At 69.4% G+C, this 20,016-nt stretch carries 20 protein-coding genes and 1 tRNA gene; 8 read left to right on the forward strand and 13 right to left on the reverse strand.

Going from position 1 to position 20,016, the window contains the following annotated elements; genetic code table 11:
• Positions 1–6 precede the first annotated feature (6 nt).
• The 4 genes from rpoB to AC792_RS03460 all read right to left on the reverse strand — a co-directional run bounded on the left by rpoB (position 7) and on the right by AC792_RS03460 (position 7,404).
• Positions 7–3,516: a DNA-directed RNA polymerase subunit beta gene (rpoB, locus tag AC792_RS03445; protein ID WP_049829189.1), complete on the reverse strand. Its 3,510-nt coding sequence runs from the start codon at positions 3,514–3,516 to the stop codon at positions 7–9.
• Positions 3,517–3,829: 313 nt separating this feature from the next.
• Complete coding sequence (crtI, locus tag AC792_RS03450) at positions 3,830–5,446, reverse strand: phytoene desaturase family protein (protein ID WP_049829190.1); 1,617 nt, start codon at positions 5,444–5,446, stop codon at positions 3,830–3,832.
• The gene (locus AC792_RS03455) at positions 5,443–6,342 is read right to left on the reverse strand and encodes a phytoene/squalene synthase family protein (protein ID WP_049829191.1); all 900 of its coding nucleotides are present in this window, start codon (positions 6,340–6,342) and stop codon (positions 5,443–5,445) included. Before AC792_RS03455 ends, crtI begins: the two co-directional genes overlap by 4 nt.
• Positions 6,343–7,404, reverse strand: a complete 1,062-nt coding sequence (locus AC792_RS03460; RefSeq protein WP_235436329.1) for a polyprenyl synthetase family protein — start codon at positions 7,402–7,404, stop codon at positions 6,343–6,345.
• A gap of 123 nt (positions 7,405–7,527) precedes the next feature.
• On the opposite strand from AC792_RS03460, the gene idi reads away from it, so the two are divergent.
• The 3 genes from idi to AC792_RS03470 are packed head-to-tail and all read left to right on the forward strand — an operon-like array spanning position 7,528 to position 8,691.
• Positions 7,528–8,118 carry an isopentenyl-diphosphate Delta-isomerase gene (gene idi / locus AC792_RS03465; RefSeq protein ID WP_049829192.1) on the forward strand — a complete coding sequence of 197 codons (591 nt, stop codon included), beginning with the start codon at positions 7,528–7,530 and terminating at the stop codon, positions 8,116–8,118.
• Between the two features lie 45 nt (positions 8,119–8,163).
• Positions 8,164–8,370, forward strand: a complete 207-nt coding sequence (locus AC792_RS18140; RefSeq protein ID WP_152916000.1) for a hypothetical protein — start codon at positions 8,164–8,166, stop codon at positions 8,368–8,370.
• Positions 8,371–8,388: 18 nt separating this feature from the next.
• Positions 8,389–8,691, forward strand: a complete 303-nt coding sequence (locus AC792_RS03470) for a hypothetical protein (RefSeq protein ID WP_049829193.1) — start codon at positions 8,389–8,391, stop codon at positions 8,689–8,691.
• 187 nt (positions 8,692–8,878) lie between these two features.
• On the opposite strand, the gene rplL is transcribed toward AC792_RS03470, so the two are convergent.
• The 7 genes from rplL to AC792_RS03505 all read right to left on the reverse strand — a co-directional run bounded on the left by rplL (position 8,879) and on the right by AC792_RS03505 (position 13,144).
• A complete protein-coding gene (gene rplL, locus AC792_RS03475; protein ID WP_049829194.1) occupies positions 8,879–9,256 on the reverse strand; it encodes a 50S ribosomal protein L7/L12 in 378 nt (125 codons plus the stop codon).
• A 59-nt stretch (positions 9,257–9,315) separates the two neighbouring features.
• Positions 9,316–9,915: a 50S ribosomal protein L10 gene (gene rplJ, locus AC792_RS03480; RefSeq protein WP_049829195.1), complete on the reverse strand. Its 600-nt coding sequence runs from the start codon at positions 9,913–9,915 to the stop codon at positions 9,316–9,318.
• Positions 9,916–10,276: 361 nt separating this feature from the next.
• Positions 10,277–10,981 carry a 50S ribosomal protein L1 gene (rplA, locus tag AC792_RS03485; RefSeq protein ID WP_049829196.1) on the reverse strand — a complete coding sequence of 235 codons (705 nt, stop codon included), beginning with the start codon at positions 10,979–10,981 and terminating at the stop codon, positions 10,277–10,279.
• A 143-nt stretch (positions 10,982–11,124) separates the two neighbouring features.
• Positions 11,125–11,556, reverse strand: coding sequence for a 50S ribosomal protein L11 (gene rplK, locus AC792_RS03490; protein ID WP_043440576.1), 432 nt, complete (start codon positions 11,554–11,556; stop codon positions 11,125–11,127).
• A 121-nt stretch (positions 11,557–11,677) separates the two neighbouring features.
• Positions 11,678–12,568 carry a transcription termination/antitermination protein NusG gene (gene nusG, locus AC792_RS03495; protein WP_049829197.1) on the reverse strand — a complete coding sequence of 297 codons (891 nt, stop codon included), beginning with the start codon at positions 12,566–12,568 and terminating at the stop codon, positions 11,678–11,680.
• 98 nt (positions 12,569–12,666) lie between these two features.
• The gene (gene secE / locus AC792_RS03500) at positions 12,667–12,921 is read right to left on the reverse strand and encodes a preprotein translocase subunit SecE (protein WP_235436334.1); all 255 of its coding nucleotides are present in this window, start codon (positions 12,919–12,921) and stop codon (positions 12,667–12,669) included.
• A 150-nt stretch (positions 12,922–13,071) separates the two neighbouring features.
• Positions 13,072–13,144: transfer RNA gene (locus tag AC792_RS03505), tRNA-Trp, on the reverse strand.
• 249 nt (positions 13,145–13,393) lie between these two features.
• Between AC792_RS03505 and AC792_RS03510 the strand changes: the two genes are divergently transcribed.
• Entirely contained in the window at positions 13,394–14,629 is a 1,236-nt protein-coding gene (locus tag AC792_RS03510; RefSeq protein ID WP_049829222.1) for a pyridoxal phosphate-dependent aminotransferase, read from the forward strand.
• Between the two features lie 25 nt (positions 14,630–14,654).
• On the opposite strand, the gene AC792_RS03515 is transcribed toward AC792_RS03510, so the two are convergent.
• Positions 14,655–15,332 (reverse strand): LuxR C-terminal-related transcriptional regulator, encoded by a 678-nt coding sequence (locus AC792_RS03515; RefSeq protein ID WP_235436336.1) that lies wholly within the window; start codon positions 15,330–15,332, stop codon positions 14,655–14,657.
• A 146-nt stretch (positions 15,333–15,478) separates the two neighbouring features.
• Entirely contained in the window at positions 15,479–16,792 is a 1,314-nt protein-coding gene (locus tag AC792_RS03520) for an ATP-binding protein (RefSeq protein ID WP_049829199.1), read from the reverse strand.
• A 124-nt stretch (positions 16,793–16,916) separates the two neighbouring features.
• Between AC792_RS03520 and AC792_RS03525 the strand changes: the two genes are divergently transcribed.
• From AC792_RS03525 to AC792_RS03540, 4 genes are all read left to right on the forward strand, one after another.
• Entirely contained in the window at positions 16,917–18,428 is a 1,512-nt protein-coding gene (locus AC792_RS03525) for a PspC domain-containing protein (protein ID WP_049829200.1), read from the forward strand.
• Entirely contained in the window at positions 18,425–18,670 is a 246-nt protein-coding gene (locus AC792_RS03530; protein WP_049829201.1) for a hypothetical protein, read from the forward strand. Before AC792_RS03525 ends, AC792_RS03530 begins: the two co-directional genes overlap by 4 nt.
• 111 nt (positions 18,671–18,781) lie before the next feature.
• Positions 18,782–19,024, forward strand: a complete 243-nt coding sequence (locus tag AC792_RS03535; protein WP_049829202.1) for a PspC domain-containing protein — start codon at positions 18,782–18,784, stop codon at positions 19,022–19,024.
• 80 nt (positions 19,025–19,104) lie between these two features.
• Entirely contained in the window at positions 19,105–19,911 is an 807-nt protein-coding gene (locus tag AC792_RS03540) for a carotenoid biosynthesis protein (protein WP_049829203.1), read from the forward strand.
• Positions 19,912–20,016: the final 105 nt, after the last annotated feature.

Genomic DNA, 20,016 nt, shown 5'->3' on the forward strand with positions numbered 1-20,016 from the left:
TCAGACCTAGACTTCTTCGACGGAACTCGGCTCGGCCCGTGAGAGGTCGATGCCCAGTTCCTCCGCGGCCCGGAAGACTTCCTCATCCGAGTCACGCATCTCGATCGTGGTCCCGTCGGTGGAGAGGACCTCCACGTTCAGGCAGAGCGACTGCATCTCCTTGATCAGCACCTTGAAGGACTCGGGGACACCCGGCTCGGGGATGTTCTCGCCCTTGACGATGGCCTCGTACACCTTCACGCGTCCGTGGATGTCGTCGGACTTGATGGTCAGGAGTTCCTGCAGCGTGTAGGCGGCTCCGTACGCCTCGAGCGCCCACACCTCCATCTCACCGAACCGCTGGCCACCGAACTGTGCCTTACCACCCAGCGGCTGCTGCGTGATCATGGAGTACGGGCCGGTGGAGCGCGCGTGGATCTTGTCGTCCACCAGGTGGTGGAGCTTCAGGATGTACATGTAGCCCACGGAGATGGGATCCGGGAACGGCTCACCGGAGCGGCCGTCGAACAGACGCGCCTTGCCGGTCTCGCCGATGAGGCGCTCACCGTCGCGGGTCACGTTCGTGGAGCCGAGCAGGCCCACGATCTCGTCCTCGGTGGCGCCGTCGAACACGGGGGTGGCCACGGTGGTGGTCGCGATCTCGCGGGGCAGGTCGGGGAGGTTCTTGAGCCACTCCGGCTCGCCCTCGATCTTCCAGCCCTGCTTGGCGGCCCATCCGAGGTGGATCTCCAGGACCTGGCCCACGTTCATGCGTCCGGGGACGCCGAGCGGGTTGAGCACGATGTCCACGGGGGTGCCGTCCTCCAGGAACGGCATGTCCTCGATCGGCAGGATCTTCGAGATGACGCCCTTGTTGCCGTGGCGGCCCGCGAGCTTGTCGCCGTCGGTGATCTTGCGCTTCTGCGCCACGTACACGCGCACCAGCTGGTTGACGCCCGGGGGCAGCTCGTCGTCGTTGTCGCGGTCGAAGATGCGCACACCGATGACGGTGCCCGACTCGCCGTGGGGGACCTTCAGCGAGGTGTCACGGACTTCGCGGCTCTTCTCGCCGAAGATGGCGCGCAGCAGACGCTCCTCCGGGGTCAGTTCCGTCTCACCCTTGGGGGTGACGCGTCCCACGAGGATGTCGCCGGCCTCGACCTCGGCACCGATGTGGATGATGCCGCGCTCGTCGAGGGCCCCGAGGACCTCCTCCGAGACGTTCGGGATGTCACGCGTGATTTCCTCGGCACCGAGCTTGGTGTCGCGGGCGTCCACTTCGTGCTCCTCGATGTGGATCGAGGTCAGGACGTCGTCGGACACCACACGCTGCGAGAGGATGATCGCGTCCTCGAAGTTGTGACCCTCCCAGGACATGAACGCCACGAGCATGTTCTTGCCGAGGGCGAGCTCACCCTGGTCCGTGGAGGGACCGTCGGCGATGATCGTGTTGTACTCCAGGCGGTCGCCCTCGGAGACGAGGACGCGCTGGTTGTACGCGTTGCCCTGGTTCGAGCGGGCGAACTTCATGATCGGGTAGTTCGTCTCGGTGCCGTCGTCGTTGAGGACGGCTACCAGATCGGCCGAGACCTCCTTGACCACACCGGCCTTCGTCGCGGTGACGGCGTCACCGGCGTCGACGGCCGCGTTCTTCTCCATGCCGGTGCCCACGAGGGGACGCTCGGAACGGAGCAGGGGCACGGCCTGGCGCTGCATGTTCGCACCCATGAGGGCGCGGTTGGCGTCGTCGTGCTCGAGGAACGGGATCATCGCCGTGGCGACGGACACCATCTGGCGCGGGGAGACGTCCATGTACTCGACCTCGCCGGGTTCGACGAGCACGGGCTCACCGGAACCACCACGGGTACGCACCAGGACCATGTCCTCGGTGAACGTGTTGGCCGCGTCGAGCGGCGCGTTCGCCTGGGCGATGAGGCGCTCCACCTCGTCGTCGGCGGTCAGGTAGTCGATTTGGTCGGTGACGATGCCGTCGACGACCTTGCGGTACGGGGTCTCGATGAAACCGAACGCGTTGATGCGACCGTACGAGGCGAGCGAACCGATGAGGCCGATGTTCGGACCTTCGGGGGTCTCGATGGGGCACATGCGGCCGTAGTGCGAGGGGTGGACGTCACGGACCTCCATGCCGGCGCGGTCACGGGACAGACCACCCGGGCCCAGCGCGGACAGGCGACGCTTGTGCGTCAGACCGGCGAGGGGGTTGTTCTGGTCCATGAACTGCGAGAGCTGGGAGGTCCCGAAGAACTCCTTGATCGCTGCCACCACGGGGCGGATGTTGATCAGGGTCTGCGGCGTGATGGCCTCGACGTCCTGGGTGGTCATGCGCTCGCGCACCACGCGCTCCATGCGGGACAGGCCCGTGCGGACCTGGTTCTCGATGAGCTCGCCCACGGCGCGGATACGGCGGTTACCGAAGTGGTCGATGTCGTCGACCTCGACGCGCAGTTCGACGTCGCCGCCGTCGCGCTTGCCGCCGAGGGTCTTGTCACCGGCGTGCAGTGCGACCAGGAACTTGATCATGGCCACGATGTCGTCGATGTTCAGCACCGAGGCATCGGGGTCCGTGAGGTCCTTGTCGATCCCGAGCTTCCGGTTGATCTTGTACCGGCCGACCTTCGCGAGGTCGTAGCGCTTCGGGTTGAAGTACAGGTTGTCCAGGAGGGTCTGGGCAGCCTCGACCGTGGGGGGCTCGCCCGGTCGCAGCTTGCGGTAGATGTCCAGGAGGGCGTCCTCGCGGGTCTCCGTGGCGTCCTTCTCCATGGTGGCGCGGATCGAGTCGTACTGGCCGAACTCCTCGAGGATCTGGCCCTCGGTCCAGCCGAGCGCCTTGAGCAGCACGGTCACGGACTGCTTGCGCTTGCGGTCGAGCCGCACGCCGACCTGGTCGCGCTTGTCGATCTCGAGCTCGAACCAGGCGCCACGCGACGGGATGATCTTCGCGCTGAAGATGTCCTTGTCGCTGGTCTTGTCCGCGGTGCGCTCGAAGTAGGCACCCGGGGAACGGACCAGCTGGGACACGACGACACGCTCGGTGCCGTTGATGACGAACGTGCCCTTGTCGGTCATGAGGGGGAAGTCACCCATGAACACGGTCTGCTGCTTGATCTCACCCGTGTTGTTGTTCATGAACTCGGCCTTGACGTACAGGGGGGCGGAGTACGTCGCGTCGCGATCCTTGCACTCGGCCATCGTGTACTTGGGGTCGGCGAACTCCGGCTCGGAGAAGCTCAGGGACATGGTGCCCTGGAAGTCCTCGATCGGGGAGATCTCCTCGAAGATGTCCGCGAGGCCGGAGCTGGTGGCCATCCCCTGCAGGCCCTTCTCCAGGGCCTCCTCGACACGGGCCTTCCACCGCTCGTTGCCCACGAGCCAGTCGAAGCTGTCCGTCTGCAGGGCGAGGAGATTGGGGACGTCAAGCGGTTCGTGAATCTTTGCGAATGAGAGCCGGGGTGCGGCGCCGTCGGCGTCGACCTGGCTGGTAGCGGTTGCATTATTAGAGGTGCTCGGGGCGACCAAGAGGGATCCTTCCACAGACCGTCAGGCTTGTCAGCGCTTACGCCTCCGCACCGCCACCGCAGTATGCTGCGGGGAGTTCGGTGCCCACCAGAGTCCACCCGCGACGACCCGAACCGTGTGGCCGGACAGGACGAGGAGAGCAGAGCAAAGCCCACCGCTATATGAAGGCTGAGGTTCAGAGGGAAGACGCAAAGAACTACGCTACGCCACGGGCTGCCATAAGTCCAATAAACCCTCGTCCCCGCTCCGTCAAGCCGGCCGGGTCACATCCCTGCCACCACGGCTCGGCCCCCTCCTCGCGCAGCGGTGCCGGCTAGCCGACGGCGGGTTCCGGCAGCGGCCCGGTGCTCGTGTCCCCGCGCAACCGCTTCACGACCAGTTCGGCGCTGATCAGGCACATGGGGATGCCGATGCCGGGGATCGTGGAGCTCCCCGCGTACAGCAGGTTCGCCACGCGCGCGCTCCGGTGCGAACCGCGGAAGAAGGCGCTCTGCTTGAGGATGTGCGCCGGCCCGAGGGAGGTGCCGCTCCAGGCGTTGAGATCGGTGGCGAAGTCCTGCGGCCCGTAGCTCCTGCGCACCACGATGCGCTCGGCGAGGTCCGGGACGCCGGCCCACTCGGCGATCTGGGCGATCACCGTGTCCGCGAGCTCCTCGACGCGGGGGTCTCCCCCGCTGTTCTCCCCGCCCTTGCCGATCGAGACGTCCGCAGGGATGGGTACCAGGACGAACACGTTCTCGTGCCCCTCCGGCGCGACCGATCCGTCGGTGGCGCTCGGGCGGCAGACGTAGAGCGAGGCGGGTGAGGGGATCGAGGTCTCCGCGCCGAAGATCCGCCCGAAGTTGTCGCGCCAGTCCGTGGTGAACAGGAGGGTGTGGTGCTCGAGCTCCGGGAGCTCGCCCTGGACGCCGAGGTAGAGCAGGAGTGCACTGGGGCCGGGGACGCGCTTCGCCCAGTACTCCTCCGGGTAGGTGCGGAGTCCGGGTTCCACCAGCTCGGTCTCGGTGTGGTGCAGGTCCGCGGCCGAGACCACGAGGTCGGCCGAGACCGACGTCGTGGTGGCGGCGGTGCGGTAGGTGACACCGCGGACCGCGGCGGTGCGGCGGTCGAGCGGGTTCCGCCCGGAGGTGCGCGGGACCGTGTCGATCGAGATGACGTCGGCCCCGGTCCGGATGTCAACGCCGGCGGCCACGGCCACGCGGCGCATCGCGTCGACGAGCGTGGTGAAGCCGCCCCTCGGGTAGAGCACGCCGTCGTCCAGGTCCAGGTGGCTCATGAGGTGGTACATGCTGGGGGCGTCGAAGGGCGAACTCCCGAGGAACACCGCCGGGTACCCGAGGATCTGCTGGATCCGCGGATCCTCGAAGCGCTTCTCCACGAAGGTCTGCAGCGGTTGCAGGAGCAGGGAGCCGATGCGCGGCAGCCGCCGGATCACGTCGGGCCGCAGGAAGGGCAGGAAGGACTGGAACGTCGGGTAGAGGAACCGCTTCTTGGCGATCTCGTAGGCGTCCTCGGCGGAGTCGAGGTACGCGGAGAGTCTGGGCCCCGCACCGGGCTCCAGGGACTCGAAGAGCTCGGTGACGGCGGCGCGGTCCGCCGGGACGTCCACGGACTCGAAGCCCTTCTCGAAGATGACCCGGTAGCCGGGGTCCAGCTTCACGAGGTCCAGCTCGGCGTCGGCGCTGGTGCCCATCAGCTTGAAGAAGTGGTCGATCACCTCGGGCATGAGGTACCAGGAGGGCCCGGTGTCGAAGCGGAAACCGTCCGTCTCCCAGGACCCGGCACGGCCGCCCACCTCGTCCTGCTTCTCCAGCAGGGTGACGCCGCGCCCCTCGCGGGCCAGGAGTGCGGCCGTGGCCAGGCCACCGATCCCGCCCCCGATCACGACGACGTCCTCGGCTCCGGCCCGCACGCTCCGCTGCTCACTCATGGTGTCCTCTTCTGTGCGACGGGTCCCGGTACCGCGCGACCGGTCAGGGCCCTCGCCGCGATCCTGAGCTTGACGGGGTCGGGGACGCGGACGCGTGCCCGGAGGAGTTGCTCGGCCGGCGTCGCACGCAGCCGCGAGGCGAGCTCGGTGAACAACCCCTGTGCCAGGGCCACCGCGCGGCGGGCGTTGATCGGCAGACCCGGGAGCGCGGCGGCCGAGATGCGGAGGTCGTCGTCGATGTCGTCGAGGAGGCGGATCTTGTCCGCCTCGGAGAAGCTCCCGGGCCGCACCCCCGGGAAGTAGCTCCGACCTAGGGTGGAGAAGTCCTCGGCGAGGTCGCGGAGGAAGTTGATCTTCTGGAACGCGGCCCCGAGGTGGCGTGCACCGTCCACCAGTACCGCCTCCTCATGGGCGGGGACACTCCGGCCCACCAGGAACGCCCGGAGGCACATCAGCCCCACCACCTCGGCGGATCCGTAGACGTAGCGGTCGAAGGACTCCTGCGTGTGCTCGGTCTGCGTGAGGTCGGCGCGCATGGAGGCGAAGAACGGCCGGGTCAGCTCCACGCCGATCCCCGTGGATCGTGCGGTGACGGCGAACGCGTGGACTACCAGGTTGGCGCTGTAGCCGGTGCCCATGGCGGTCTCGGTGTCCCGTTCCAGGCCGTCGAGCAGCTCACCCACGGCGGCGACGTCGAGCCCCGCACCCGCGGCCGCGCCGTCCACGATCTCGTCGGCCACCCGCACCAGGGCGTACACGGCCTCGATGCGGCGCCGGGTGGCGGCGTCGAGGATCCGGGAGGCCATCCCGAAGGAGGTGGAGTAGCACCGGATCACCTCGGCGGAGGTCTTCAGTGCCGCCGCGTCGTAGCGCGCCAGCGAGGTCTCGACACCCACTCAGTGGACCCGGTCCACGACGGCGGTGACCACGGGCTCCAGCACGGCCCGGAGTGCGGGGGGCACGACGTCGGACCCGAGGTGGGTGCGGGCACGGGCGGCGTAGTCCGCCGCGAGATCCGCCGAGTAGTCCCGGGCGCCGCTGTCCACGAGGATGCCGCGCACGTACTCGGCGTCGGCCGCGGACATCCCGGGGTGTCCCACCAGGGAGGCGATGCTCTCCCACTCGGGCCGGGCCGCCATGTAGGACATGAGGGCCGTGCGCTTGCCCTCGCGGAGGTCACCCCAGTTGGTCTTGCCGGTACGGGTCTCGTTGCCGAACACGCCGAGCAGGTCGTCGGCGATCTGGTAGGCGATCCCGGCGTCCTGCCCGAAGCGGCCGAGTCGCTCGATCAGGTCCTCGTCCGCACCCGCGAGCACGGCCCCCGCCTGCAGGGGCCCCTCGAAGGAGTAGACGGAGGTCTTGAGCCGCGCCATGTGCACGATGTGCTCCAGCGACGGCATGGCCGGGTCGAGGGCGGACTCGATGTCGAGGAACTCCCCCGCCGCCGACGCGAACACCGCCTCGTCGAGGATGTCGCCGAGCCGACGCCTGGTGGTCGGCGGGGCCTGGACGCGTTCGAGGAGACGGTAGGCGTTGGACAGCGCGAGGTCGCCCGCGATCACGCCCGCGGAGAAACCGATGTGGCTCGCGCCGTCGGCCGGCACCCCGGCGGTCTCGGCCAGGGTGCGGTAGCGGCCGGACACGTTCGGGATGCCCCGTCGGGTGAAGTCGCGGTCGATCACGTCGTCGTGCACGATCAGCGCGGTGTGCAGCAGCTCGAAGGCCGCCGCGAGCTCGGCCACGTTGTCCAGGTCCGTACCGCCCAGCATCTGGTAGGCGGAGACGACCATCCGCGGACGGAACCGCTTGCCACCGGCGGTGCACCGCTCCAGGGTCTCCCACAGCGAGTGGTAGCCGGGCCCTATCCTGGCCGCCCGCGCCTTCGATTCCTCGAAGAACCTGGCGAGGGCACCCTCCACCTGCTCGAGCCCCGCGGGCTCGACCAGCAGAGTGTCCATGTCCATAGGTAAAGTAAACAACGGATGAGTCATTACTGGCGAAACGGGAGGCAGCGGCCCCCGGATGCGGCGGTACCAGGGATTGCGCCTAGGATACGGGCGATCAGCGGAGGAAGTGCCACAGTGACCGGTCGAACAGTCGTCAGCGAGCAGGAGCTCGGCGAACACGCCCTCGGCACCGAGGTGGTGGTGCTCCTGGCGGAGGACGGTACCGCCCTGGGCACGCACGACAAGGCGACGGTCCACACGTCCGACACGCCCCTGCACCTCGCCTTCTCCACGCACGTGTTCGACGACGCCGGGCGGATCCTCGTGACGCGCCGCGCGCTGGACAAGAAGGCGTGGCCCGGGGTCTGGACGAACTCCTTCTGCGGACACCCCGCCCCCGGGGAGGCGTTCGAGGACGCCGTCCGGCGCCGGGCTGCACGGGAACTCGGGTTCACCGTCACGGACATCACCCCGGCGCTGCCCGATTTCCGGTACCGGGCCGTGGACGCCTCCGGGATCGTGGAGAACGAGATCTGCCCGGTGTACACGGCCCGCGCCACCAGCACGGTGAGTGCCGCACCGGACGAGGTGATGGACCACCGGTGGGTGGACGTGGCGGAGCTGGTCCGCGCGGTCGCCGCCACCCCCTGGGCCTTCAGCCCCTGGCTGACCCTCCAGCTTCCCCTGCTCTACCCCGCCGGTCCCGACGCACCAAGCCCGGCATGAGCATGCCGAGCACGCAGCACACGGACGCTTCCCGGTCCATGCCGCATCGGCCGTCCGCCCGGCACCGGTGACGCCAGGTCGACGACGACCGAGAAGAGTTCCGCCACGGCACTCCCCGGGGTCTCCCCCGCCGTCATCCTGGACAAGGCGTGCCTGTCCGGTCTCAGCGCGGTGATCGACGCCGCCCGGCTCGTCCGCAGGGGTGAGGCCTCCGTGGCGGGCGGTCAGGAGTCGGTGACCGACGGCCGGTAGCGCAGGGGCGGGAGCGCGGTGCTGGGCGCGGACGAGGGCGGCCGCCCCGCGACCCCCATGGACCCCCGGGCGAGGCTCGGCCCGTCCTCCCCCGGACGGCGCGATCACGGCGGGGAACTCAGCCCCCTGTCCGACGGGGCGGCCGCTCCCGTGGTGACCAGGCGGGCACGCGCCGAGGAGCTGGGCTCATGGGCCGTGGCGGTGCCGGGTTCCCCGGGCCAGGTGGCAGGACCGGACGACTCCCTGCACTCCGCCCCGGAACCGGCCCGGCGCGGTACGGGGAGATCGGCCGTGCACTGTGCGGTGGCGGAATCAGGGTGAGGCCCTGCTGCTCTGGTGCCAGGCGGCCCCGAGCACGGTCGGGGCATGCCGTGTGCCCGCGGTACCGCCCTGGAGGGGTGCGGCGCCGTTCCCGTCCCCGGACATGACAGGAGCCCTGCTTCCACGAGGGGAAGCAGGGCTCCTGTTCTCACTGTCGTGACCCGGCCGGGCCGCGGACAGCGGGGTGTTACTTGAGGGTGACGGTGGCTCCGGCGGCCTCGAGGGTCTCCTTGGCCTTCTCCGCAGCTTCCTTGGTGGCGCCTTCGAGGACGGCCTTGGGGGCGCTGTCGACGACGTCCTTGGCTTCCTTGAGGCCCAGCGAGGTGAGCGCGCGGACTTCCTTGATCACTGCGATCTTCTTGTCACCGGCAGCCTCGAGGATGACGTCGAACTCGGTCTGCTCCTCGGCCTCGGCCTCGGCTCCGCCACCGGCGGGGCCTGCGACTGCAACTGCGGCAGCGGTGACGTCGAAGGTCTCCTCGAACAACTTCACGAAGTCCGAGAGTTCGATGATGGACAGTTCCTTGAAAGCCTCGATGAGCTCTTCGTTGGTGAGCTTCGCCATGGGTGGCGTCCTTCCTTCAGTGGTGCACTGCACCTTCAGTAATGGGGGAGAAGCGGAAACTAGTTCGCTTCGGGTGCTGCGGCTTCCTCGACGGGAGCTTCGGCGGGGGCCTCTGCGGGAGCAGCGGTCTCCTCGGCAGCAGGAGCGTCGGCGTCCGCTGCCGGAGCAGCGCCGCTTCCCTCCTCGAGCTTGACGCGCAATGCGTCCACGGTGCGTGCCAGTGAGGACATCGGCGCCTTGAGGACGGCGGCCACACGGGCGAGCTGCAGTTCACGTGACTCGAGAGCTGCGAGTGCGACCACCTCGGAAGCGGCGAGGGCCTTGCCCTCGAAGATCCCGGTCTTGATGACGAGCTTCGGGTTGGCTTTCGCGAAATCCGTGAGGCTCTTGGCAGCAGCTACGGCGTCACCCTTGATGAACGCGATCGCGGTGGGTCCGGCCAGCTGGCCATCGAACGCGTCGATGCCCGCTTCCTTCGCCGCGATGCCTGTCAGGGTGTTCTTGACGACCGAGAACTTGTTGTCCGCACCCAGGGCGCGGCGGAGTTCCTTCAGCTGAGCAACGGTGAGCCCGCGGTATTCGGTCAGGACAGCGGCGGTGGAGTCCTTGAAATCGGTGGTGATCTCATCCACTGCAGAAACCTTGGTTGGCGTTGCCATAACCCTCCTTCCGGGGGAATATGCGCCGGCTTCCCAGCTCCAATGGAAACGCCCCGCGCAGATGCACGGGGCTGGACTCGACACGGACATGATCCGTGGAGAGGAGCTTCGTTCACCTGCGTAGGCCGTCCCTTCACGGGAGCTTTCGGATCTTCGTCCTTCTCGGGATCTCACGACGAATCGTGGGGAGCGAGCGGAGTGGACCGACCGACGGTCTTTGGTACTTCAAGAGTACGTGAGGACCCCGGGCACGCCAAATCGCGGGAGCGGGCGACGGATGGGGGCAAAGCGGAAGCCCCGCAGCTCTGTGCTGCGGGGCTTCCTGGGTCGCGGCGACCCGCGATGGTGCTCTCGGGTGGGACTAGACCGCGAACACCTTGGTGACGTTCGGGTCCACGGAGATCCCGGGGCCGAACGTCGTGGAGACGGTGGCCTTCTGGATGTACCGGCCCTTGGACGCCGAGGGCTTCAGGCGGAGGATCTCCTCGAGTGCAGCGGCGTAGTTCTCGCCGAGCTTCTGCTCGTCGAAGGACACCTTGCCGATGATGAAGTGCAGGTTCGAGTGCTTGTCCACGCGGAAGTCGATCTTTCCGCCCTTGATGTCCGTGACGGCCTTGGCGACGTCCGGGGTGACGGTGCCGGTCTTCGGGTTCGGCATCAGGTTGCGGGGGCCCAGGATCTTCCCGAGGCGTCCCACCTTGCCCATGAGGTCCGGCGTCGCGACCGCGGCGTCGAAGTCGGTCCAGCCGCCCGACACCTTCTCGATCATGTCGTCCGAGCCCACGAAGTCGGCCCCGGCGGCGATGGCCGCCTCGGCCTTCTCGCCCGTGGCGAACACGAGGACGCGAGCCGTCTTACCGGTGCCGTGGGGCAGGTTGACCGTTCCGCGGACCATCTGGTCGGCCTTGCGGGGGTCGACGCCGAGGCGGAAGGAGACCTCCACCGTGGCGTCGAACTTCGACGGGTTGGTCTCCTTCGCCAGGGTCACTGCGTCGAGGGGCGTGTACTGCTTGTCCGCCTCGATCTTCCCTGCAGCTCCCTTGTATGCTTTGCTGCGCTGTGCCATCTGCTTGCTCTCCTTTTGCAGTCGTGGTCCACGGGCCGCGCCGGGCCCTGCCACTCACGCCGTCGCCGGTGCGGCGCCGTCGTGCTCATGAATTGTCTGGTGCCCGGTGCCGGAGGAACCGGCGGGGCGGGGGGTGTGGGTGATCAGCCCTCGACCGTGATGCCCATGGAGCGGGCGGTACCGGCGATGATCTTGGCGGCTGCCTGGACGTCGTTGGCGTTCAGGTCCTCCATCTTCATGGTGGCGATCTCCTCCACCTGGGCGTTGGTCAGCTTCGCGACCTTGACGGTGTGCGGCGTACCCGAGCCCTTGGCCACTCCGGCTGCCTTCTTGATGAGCTCGGCGGCCGGCGGGGTCTTCGTGACGAACGTGAACGAGCGGTCCTCGTACACCGTGATCTCCACGGGGATGACGTTTCCGCGCTGGGATTCCGTCGCGGCGTTGTACGCCTTGCAGAATTCCATGATGTTGACACCGTGCTGTCCGAGCGCAGGACCAATGGGGGGAGCCGGGTTGGCGGCACCTGCATTGATCTGCAGCTTGATGAGGCCGGTGACCTTCTTCTTGGGGGCCATGAAAGGGTCCTTCTCTTACATTGCGTTCCCGCGGGACAGGAGCGTCCTGCGGGCTGGTGGCCATCATGGCGTGATGGCCTCGCCGACGCCGTCCGGCCAAGCGAGCCGGGGCGTCGAAGTTCTAGGAGATCTTGGTGACCTGGCTGTAGGAGAGCGTGACCGGGGTCTCGCGCTCGAAGATCGAGACGAGCACCACGAGCTGCTGGGACTCGTGCTTGATCTCGGAGATGCTGGCGGGCAGCGTCTCGAAGGGGCCCTCGTTGACGGTCACGGACTCGCCGATCTCGAAGTTCACGGTCGCCGGCGTGAAAGCGGGCTGGACCGGCTTCCCCGACTCCGCGTCCGTGTGGACGATGGTGTGCTCGAGCATCGAGAACACCTCGGAGAGGCTCAGCGGTACCGGGTTGTGTGCGTTCCCCACGAAACCGGTCACACCCGGCGTGTGGCGGACCGCACCCCAGGACTCGTCGGTGAGTTCCATCCGGACCAGGACGTAGCCGGGGATGCGCACACGGTTGACGATCTTCCGCGTGGTGTTCTTGATCTCCACGACCTCCTCCATGGGCACCTGGATCTCGAAGATGAAATCCTCCATGTCCAGGGTCTGGATGCGGGTCTCGAGGTTCGCCTTCACGCGGTTCTCGTAGCCGGCGTAGGAGTGGATGACGTACCAGTCACCCTCCTGGCGGCGCAGTTTGGCCTTGAAGTCCGCGACCGGGTCCGCTGCGGAAGCATCGATCTCGGCGACGATTCCTTCCGCCTCGACCTCCTCCTCGGTCGGGGCTATCGCGCCGGGCGTGTCCAGCCCGGGGCCGACGACGTCGAGCTCGGCGTCGTCCGCGAGGAGCCCGCCCTCGGCGGCCACCTCGGTGTCAGCCGTGTGCTCGGCCACCTCGGAGTCGTCGGCGGACGCGTCGACGGCGGAGGCCTCGGCCTCCACCTGCGCTCCGTACTCCTCGTCGTCCAGACCGTCCTCGGGGGAGATCTGCTGTTCGAGTTCTTGCTCCGACACCTTGCCGCCTGCTTTCTGACATTCTTCAGCGTTGTCTTGCTTGTCTGTGGCCGGCCCCCGTACCTCGGTACCGGGACCGGTGCGTTGCCCCGCTCCGGTCAGCGCCCGAAGACCCATCCGGCGCCGAACCCGAACAGGAAGTCCAGGGCCGTGACGATCAGCATCATGATGACCACGAAGGCGAGGACGGTGATGGTGAAGCGGACCAGTTCGCGGCGGGTGGGAGTGACCACCTTCCCGAGCTCCGCGAGGACCTGCCGGACGAACAGCGCGATACGGGAGAAGAACCCGCGCTTGGTGTCCTTCTTGCCTGAAGGCCCTCCCGTGGAACTACTCGCAGCGGTATCGGTCACCGTCAACCTCATCAATCTGTGTGGTCGCCCAGCCGGACCACCGATGGCGCCCCAGCTGATCGAACGTACTGGGACGCGGGGCTCATGCCCGCGCCGGGACGTGATCTTTCTCTGCCGCACCCTCAGCGTTCGTGCTGTGAGGGTCACGCGCAGGGCAGACAGGACTCGAACCTGCAACCTGCGGTTTTGGAGACCGCTGCGCTACCAATTGCGCCACTACCCTATGGTGATCGAACACTTCCTGCGTCCACTCCGGTGAGGCCTGCGAGGGCACGAACCATCATGGTGTTTCAACACCGAGGGACAAGTCTACGCACTCCGCGCCGGAACGTCGAACCGGCGTCGCGTTCCCGCCGGGACGGCGGTTCCGGCACGCGTACGGCCCGGTGGCCTCCTCGACCTCCGGACCCGCGTCCCCGCCCGTCAGCACCTAAGCTGGGACCGGCCACAGATTCTCACGGAACGGGACATGATGAACGCGACCTCCGACGACGCCCGCCGGGCAGCCCTCCCCCGTATCTCCCAGCGGATCGGTTCGATCACGGAGTCCGCCACCCTGGCGGTGGATGCCCGCGCCAAGGCCCTCAAGGCCGCCGGCCGCCCCGTGATCGGTTTCGGGGCCGGTGAACCCGACTTCCCCACCCCGGACTACGTGGTGGAGGCGGCCGTCGCTGCCGCCCGGGAGCCGAAGTTCCACCGCTACTCACCGGCCGCGGGGCTTCCGCAGCTCCGCGAGGCGATCGCCGGGAAGACCCTGCGCGATTCCGGGTACGCCGTCGACCCCGCCCAGGTCCTGGTGACCAACGGGGGCAAGCAGGCGGTGTACGAATCCTTCGCGGCGCTCCTGGATCCCGGGGACGAGGTCCTGGTGCCCTCACCCTTCTGGACCACCTACCCGGAGGTCATCACCCTCGCCGGGGGCGTGCCCATGGAGGTGTTCGCCGGCCCCGAGCAGGGCTACCTCGTCACGGTGGACCAGTTGGAGGCGGCCCTGACACCGCGCACCAAGGTGCTGCTGTTCGTCTCCCCCTCCAACCCCACCGGTGCGGTGTACGGGCCGGAGGCCGTCCGGGAGATCGGCGAGTGGGCGGCCGAGCGCGGCCTGTGGGTGGTGACGGACGAGATCTACGAGCACCTGACGTACGACGACGTCCCCTTCACCTCGATCGCCACCGCGGCGCCCTCGCTGGGCGACAGGGTGGTGATCCTCAACGGTGTGGCGAAGACCTACGCCATGACCGGCTGGCGCGTGGGATGGATGGTGGGCCCGAAGGACCTCGTCAAGGCCGCCACGAACCTGCAGTCCCACGCCACGTCCAACGTGGCCAACGTGTCGCAGATGGCCGCGCTGGCCGCCGTCTCGGGCCCGCTGACGGCGGTGGACGAGATGAAAATGGCCTTCGACCGCCGTCGCCGCGCCATGGTGGACGGCCTGAACGCGATCGACGGCGTCGAGTGCCCCACCCCGCACGGCGCGTTCTACGCGTACGCGGACGTACGTCCGCTCCTCGGCAGGAGCCTCGCCGGCGCCACCCCGGCGACGTCGGCCGAACTGGCCACACTGATCCTGGAGAAGGTGGAGGTGGCGGTGGTGCCGGGCGAGGCCTTCGGTCCCAGCGGCTATCTGCGCCTCTCCTACGCCCTCGGCGACGAGGACCTCGCCACGGGCGTGGGGCGGCTCCAGGAGTTCCTGGGATCGGCCCGCTGACGACCCGCTGGTCCCCGTGCCCGACTCAGAGCAGCCTGCGCTCGGTGGCCCACCGGGTGAGTTCGTGCCGTGAGGAGAGCTGCAGCTTGCGGAGTACCGCGGAGACGTGGGTCTCCACGGTCTTCACGGAGATGAACAGCTCCTTGGCGGTCTCCCGGTAGGTGTACCCGCGCGCGATCAACCGCATCACCTCCAGCTCCCTGGCCGAGAGTCGGTCCAGTTCGTCCTCCACCACCGCCGACGCCGTCCCGAAGGCGTCGAGCACGAAACCGGCCAGTCGTGGGGAGAACACCGCGTCCCCGGACGCGATCCGGTGCACGGCGTCGGTGATCTCGGCGCCGGAGATGGTCTTGGTCACGTAGCCGCGGGCACCGGCGCGGATCACCGCCACGACGTCCTCCGCCGAGTCCGAGACGCTGAGGGCCAGGAACCGTGAGGTTACACCGAGCCTCGCGCAGCGGTGGAGCACCTCGGCGCCGCCACCACCGCGGCCCCCGGGCAGGTGGACGTCGAGGAGGACGACGTCGGGCTGGACGGCTCCGATCACGGCCTCCGCCTCCTCCACCGTGGCGGCCTCACCCAGCACGCGGACGGACGATCCCAGGGCGGTGCGGAGGCCGGAACGGAAGATGCCGTGGTCGTCGACGATCACCACGGTCAGCGAGCCGGGGACGTCCTCCTGCATCGGTGCCGCCGTCTCCATGCCCTGCCCCTCCCGTACCCCTGCCCGGTGTCCTCACCGGGCCTCCCTCGAACGGGACGGCACCGGCAGACCGCCGACACCCCGTAGGGCCGGGGAATCCCTACGGCTGACTCCCCGGTGGAGGGATGGGACGGTCCTCCGTCAGCCTAGACGGTGGACCGCACGGATCGGGGCAGCCGCAACCGGACCTCGGTACCCCCGGTGCCGCTGCGCACCTCGGAGGAGCCCCCGTGCCGGCGCATCCTGCTGTGGATGGACTCCCGGACGCCGAGCCGATCCTCCGGGACGGCGTGCTGGTCGAACCCGGGGCCGCGATCACGGACGAACACCTCGACGGCGGACTCACCCACCTCCAGGTACACGGAGACCGCGGTCCGTGCATGCTTCGCGGCGTTCAGGATGGCTTCGCGTGCGGCCTGGGCGAGGGCGTCCTCGGCCGGTCCCGGCACGATGTCCCCGACCGTGACCACCTCCACGGGGTACCCGTGGCGGTCCTCGATCCCGCCCGCGATGATCCGCAGCCGCTCGGCGAGGCTGCCGGGGCCCTCCGCGGGATCGGCGAAGAGCCACTGGCGCAGCTCCCGCTCCTGCCCGCGTGCCAGGCGCACCACCTCGGTCTCCGACGCGGCGTGGTTCTGGATCAGCGCGAGGGTCTGCAGCACCGAGTCGTGGAGGTGGGCCGCGATCTCGGCCCGTTCCGTCTCCCGGACACGTGCGGCCCGTTCCGCCTCCAGGTCCCGCCAGAACTTCAGCGCCCAGGGTGCGAGGACCAGTCCCACCCCGGCCAGGCCGGCGAGGACCGCCCCCAGCGTGGCCATGGTCAGGGACCAGGACCCGCTGCTGGACAGTGCCACGAGGACCCCTACCACCACGAGGACGATCCCGGCGAACAGGCGCAGGGGGCCGCCCTCGCGGGCGGCACCGGTCCGGTTCATCACGCGTGCCCGGCGCACGGCGTCGAGCTGGGACCAGGCGAGCGCAGCCCCCACGACCACCACGGCCACCGGGACCAGGAGGTTCCAGTCCACCCGCACCCCGAGCAGCTGGACCACCAGGACGGAGGCGAGGAGCAGGAGCCCGACTCCGAGGAGGATCTCCTTCCGCCCGGCGTCGAGCGTGCGCCGGTGCCACGCCTCCGCATCGAGTAGCCCCGCGGCCACGGAGGGCTGCGACGCCCGCGGCGGGGGTGCCCCGCCCCCGCCGGCCGCTGCCGGCCGGGGGTCCGTGCCCGCCATGAAGGCCGCCGGCCCGGTCCGGCGCGCGGGGTGGGAGGCGCCGTCGGCGGTGGTGGGGACGAAGATCCAGAGCCACCCGGAGAGGACGACGCCGGCTCCGGACAGGAGCGCCAGGCCCACCATGGCGAGCCGCACCCAGGAGAGCTTCACGCCGAGGTGGACGGCGAGCCCCGCGCAGACGCCGGCGATCATGCCGTCGGCCGTACGTTCGAGGGGCGGTCTCATACGATCATCCAAGCACGCAGGGGCGCCGTCCGGGCCGTCGCAGGAACGGGACCAGGGTGCACTCAGGGTTTTTTCAGGGTGGTCCCGGATACCCCGGTGCTCCCCCTCCGGACAGGATGGATCCATGACCTCCGTACCCCCGCCGGACGAGCCGTCCCGGCAGCAGCCCCCACCGCACGCACCGTCCTCGCCATCATCGCCGTCCCTCTCCTCGTTCTTCCGGTGGATCCGCGGACTCGGCGTCACCCGGACGCCCGAGCGGTGGATCGGTGGTGTGTCCGGTGCCGTGGCGCACCGTACCGGACTCGATCTGGCACTGGTGCGCGGGCTGATCGTGGTCCTCACGATCTTCGGTGGCATCGGGATCCTTTTGTACGGGGTGGCCTGGGCCCTCCTCCCGGAACCGGACGGGCGCATCCACGCCGAGCAGGCCGTCCGCGGGACCTGGACCTCGGGGATGACCGGGGCCACCGCGTTCGTGGTGCTCGGTCTCCTGGGTCCCGGCATCCCCCTGGTCACGGAGGGGAACGGGGCGGCCTGGACGCTGTTCTGGGTGGGCGGTGCCGGACTGTTCGTCTACTGGATCGTCAACCGGTCCAGCGGGAGCGGCCCCGCGGGTGCACCCGGCGACGCTCGACCCGACTCACCGGGAGGAGGCCCTGCGGGAGGTGGCGGCAGCCGACCCGGCGGCGACGGCACCCCCGGCCGTCCGGGCGCCCCGGGCGCGGGCTCCTCCACCGGTCCCTCCACCGACCGGCCGAGCTCCGGCGGGACGCCGGGCTTCGGCACCGCCTCGGGGGCCGCCGACCGTGGGGGAGCACAGGGCCGGGCCGACGCACCCCTGCCCCACCCGCTCCCCTACCGGCCGTCACCGGAACTGGCCGCCTACCGGGACTACTCCCGCCCGGCGCAGGTACCGCTCCACACGGAACCGGGCAGGGCGCCGTCGCGCTCCGTCACAGCTCGTCGTACGCAGCCCTCGGGGGCCACGACGGCGCTGCTCCTTGGGGCGGCCGCCACCACGGCGGGCACCCTGCTGGTCCTCGACCGCGCCGGCATCCTGGTTCTCCCCCATGCCACCGTGGTGGCGCTCGCCGCGGCGACCGTGGTCCTGGGTCTCGGCGTGATCGGTCTCGGACTGCGCGGCCGGAGTTCCGGGCTCGTGGGATTCACGGCGGCGCTCACCCTGCTCTCCGCCGTGGCGTCCTCCTTCGCCGTGGTGGGCGGCACCTGGGTGGTAGCGCAGGAGGGCAGCAGTACGCCGTCGTCCCTGCGGACCGCCGCCGATGGCTACAGCGTGCTGGCATCGCAGAGCCCGCTGGACCTCCGGGGGCTGCCCCGCCCCGAACGCGATGTCGTGGTCCCGGTCGGATCGCTGGTCAGCGACGTCACCGTGCTGGTGCCCGACGACGTCCCGGTGGAGGTCCGGTTCCGCAGCGTGCTGGGACAGGCCGACGTCGTCGAGGACCGATCCTCGACGACGTCGGGCGGGAACGTCCTGGACCGGAGGACCGAGGTCCTGAACACCGACGCCACCGGCGCCACCTTGATCGTGGACGCACGGAACGCCCTCGGACAGGTCACCGTCCTCACCGGGGCCGGCGCGGATGCCGCCCGCGACGGAGGCACCCCATGAGCACCGTGATCCCCCCACACCGACGCCGTGTCCGCGCCGGCACCGTAATCTGGGGTGTCACGCTCCTCGCCGTCGGTCTCCTGGTGCTGATCGGCGAGGTGAGCGCCATCCCGCTCGACCCCGTGCTGGTGGCCCTCGGTCTGCTCCTCGGTGTGGGGGTGTCGCTGATCCTCGGCGGGCTCCTGTCCCTCAGGGCACGCCCGGCGGAGGACGAGGACCACTCGCCCACGCAACCCTCCTGAGCGGCTCCCACCCGTGCCGGCCGGCCAGGCCTGCCCCCTCCCTGTTCCCCCACCCTGTTCCGGCTCCCGCGCACTACCGTGGGAGCACCCGCTACGAAAGGCACCTCGACCATGGAATCCTTCTACCGCGTTCTCCGTTCCTCCCCGATCACCAGGGCGCCCGGAGGGATCCTCGGCGGCATCGCCTCCGGGATCGCCCGGCACTTCGGCTGGCGGGCGAGCCTGGGGCGGATCGGGGTGCTGCTGAGCCTCCTGTTGCCCTTCCTTCGCCTGCCGATGTACGGGGTGCTCTGGCTCCTGCTCCCGAAGACGGACGGCACGATCGCCCTGGAGCAGCTCCTCGCGCGCAGCTGATCCTCCCTCAGGACACGGGTAGCGCGCCGGGACGGCATCGGGTGCCCCGCCCCGGCGCGCCACCTGGAAGGATGGGAGGCGTGCCGAAGACTACCGCAGCCCCCCGCGCCCTCCCTCCCCTGCTGATCGCCTTCTGTCTCTTCCTGTTCGTCTCGGGGTTCTTCGTGGTCGAGTTCCCCGACGTGGAGGGTGCCGAGTACGCGTCCTACGGCTTCAACCTGCTGATCGCCCTGCCTGCCTTCATCGCGCTGGTGCAGCAGCTCGGCGCGGTCCGCGGAGGTGTGGCCTTGGTCGCCGTCTCCGTGTTCGGCTATCTCATCGAGGGCACGGGCACCGCCACCGGGTACCCCTACGGCCAGTTCCACTACGGGGACGCCATGGGACCGCGCATCCTCGACCACGTCCCCTACCTGCTCCCGCTCTCCTACGTACCCCTGGTGATCGGAGCCGTCGCCGTCGTGGCGGGCACCCGGCACGTCCTCGCGAGGATCGTGCTCGGCGGTCTGCTGCTCGTGGTGATCGACGGCGTGCTCGACCCCGGGGCGGTGTCGCTCGGCTTCTGGATCTGGCCCGACGGCGGACCCTACTACGGTGTGCCCCTCTCCAACTACGGGGGGTGGCTGATCTCCGGGCTCATCGCGTCCGCCCTGCTGGTGCTGATCGGCGGACGCCGCCTGGAGCGTCAGGTGCTGCGCCCCGGCCTCCTCGACAGCCTGCTGGTGTCGATGTTCCTGTGGATGAGCGTCTGCATCTTCTCCGGGCTCGTGTTCCCGGCCGTCCTCGCCGCGGCACTGATCGTCCTGGTCGCACGGCGTCGCGTCCAGCTCGTCAGGGCCGCCGCGAAAGCCGCAGGCGTCCCGGTTCCCGCGGCGAGCGTCGCGCGCTGATCCAACCCGCGCTGATCCAACCCGGTCCGGTTACCGCTGGCCGGGTGCTCCCGCCCGGCACTTCCGGGCACGGCGGTTCCTCCCGGGGAGGATGCTCGACGGCGG

The sequence above is a fragment of the Arthrobacter sp. RIT-PI-e genome, from assembly GCF_001187915.1.
Classification (GTDB): domain Bacteria; phylum Actinomycetota; class Actinomycetes; order Actinomycetales; family Micrococcaceae; genus Arthrobacter_D.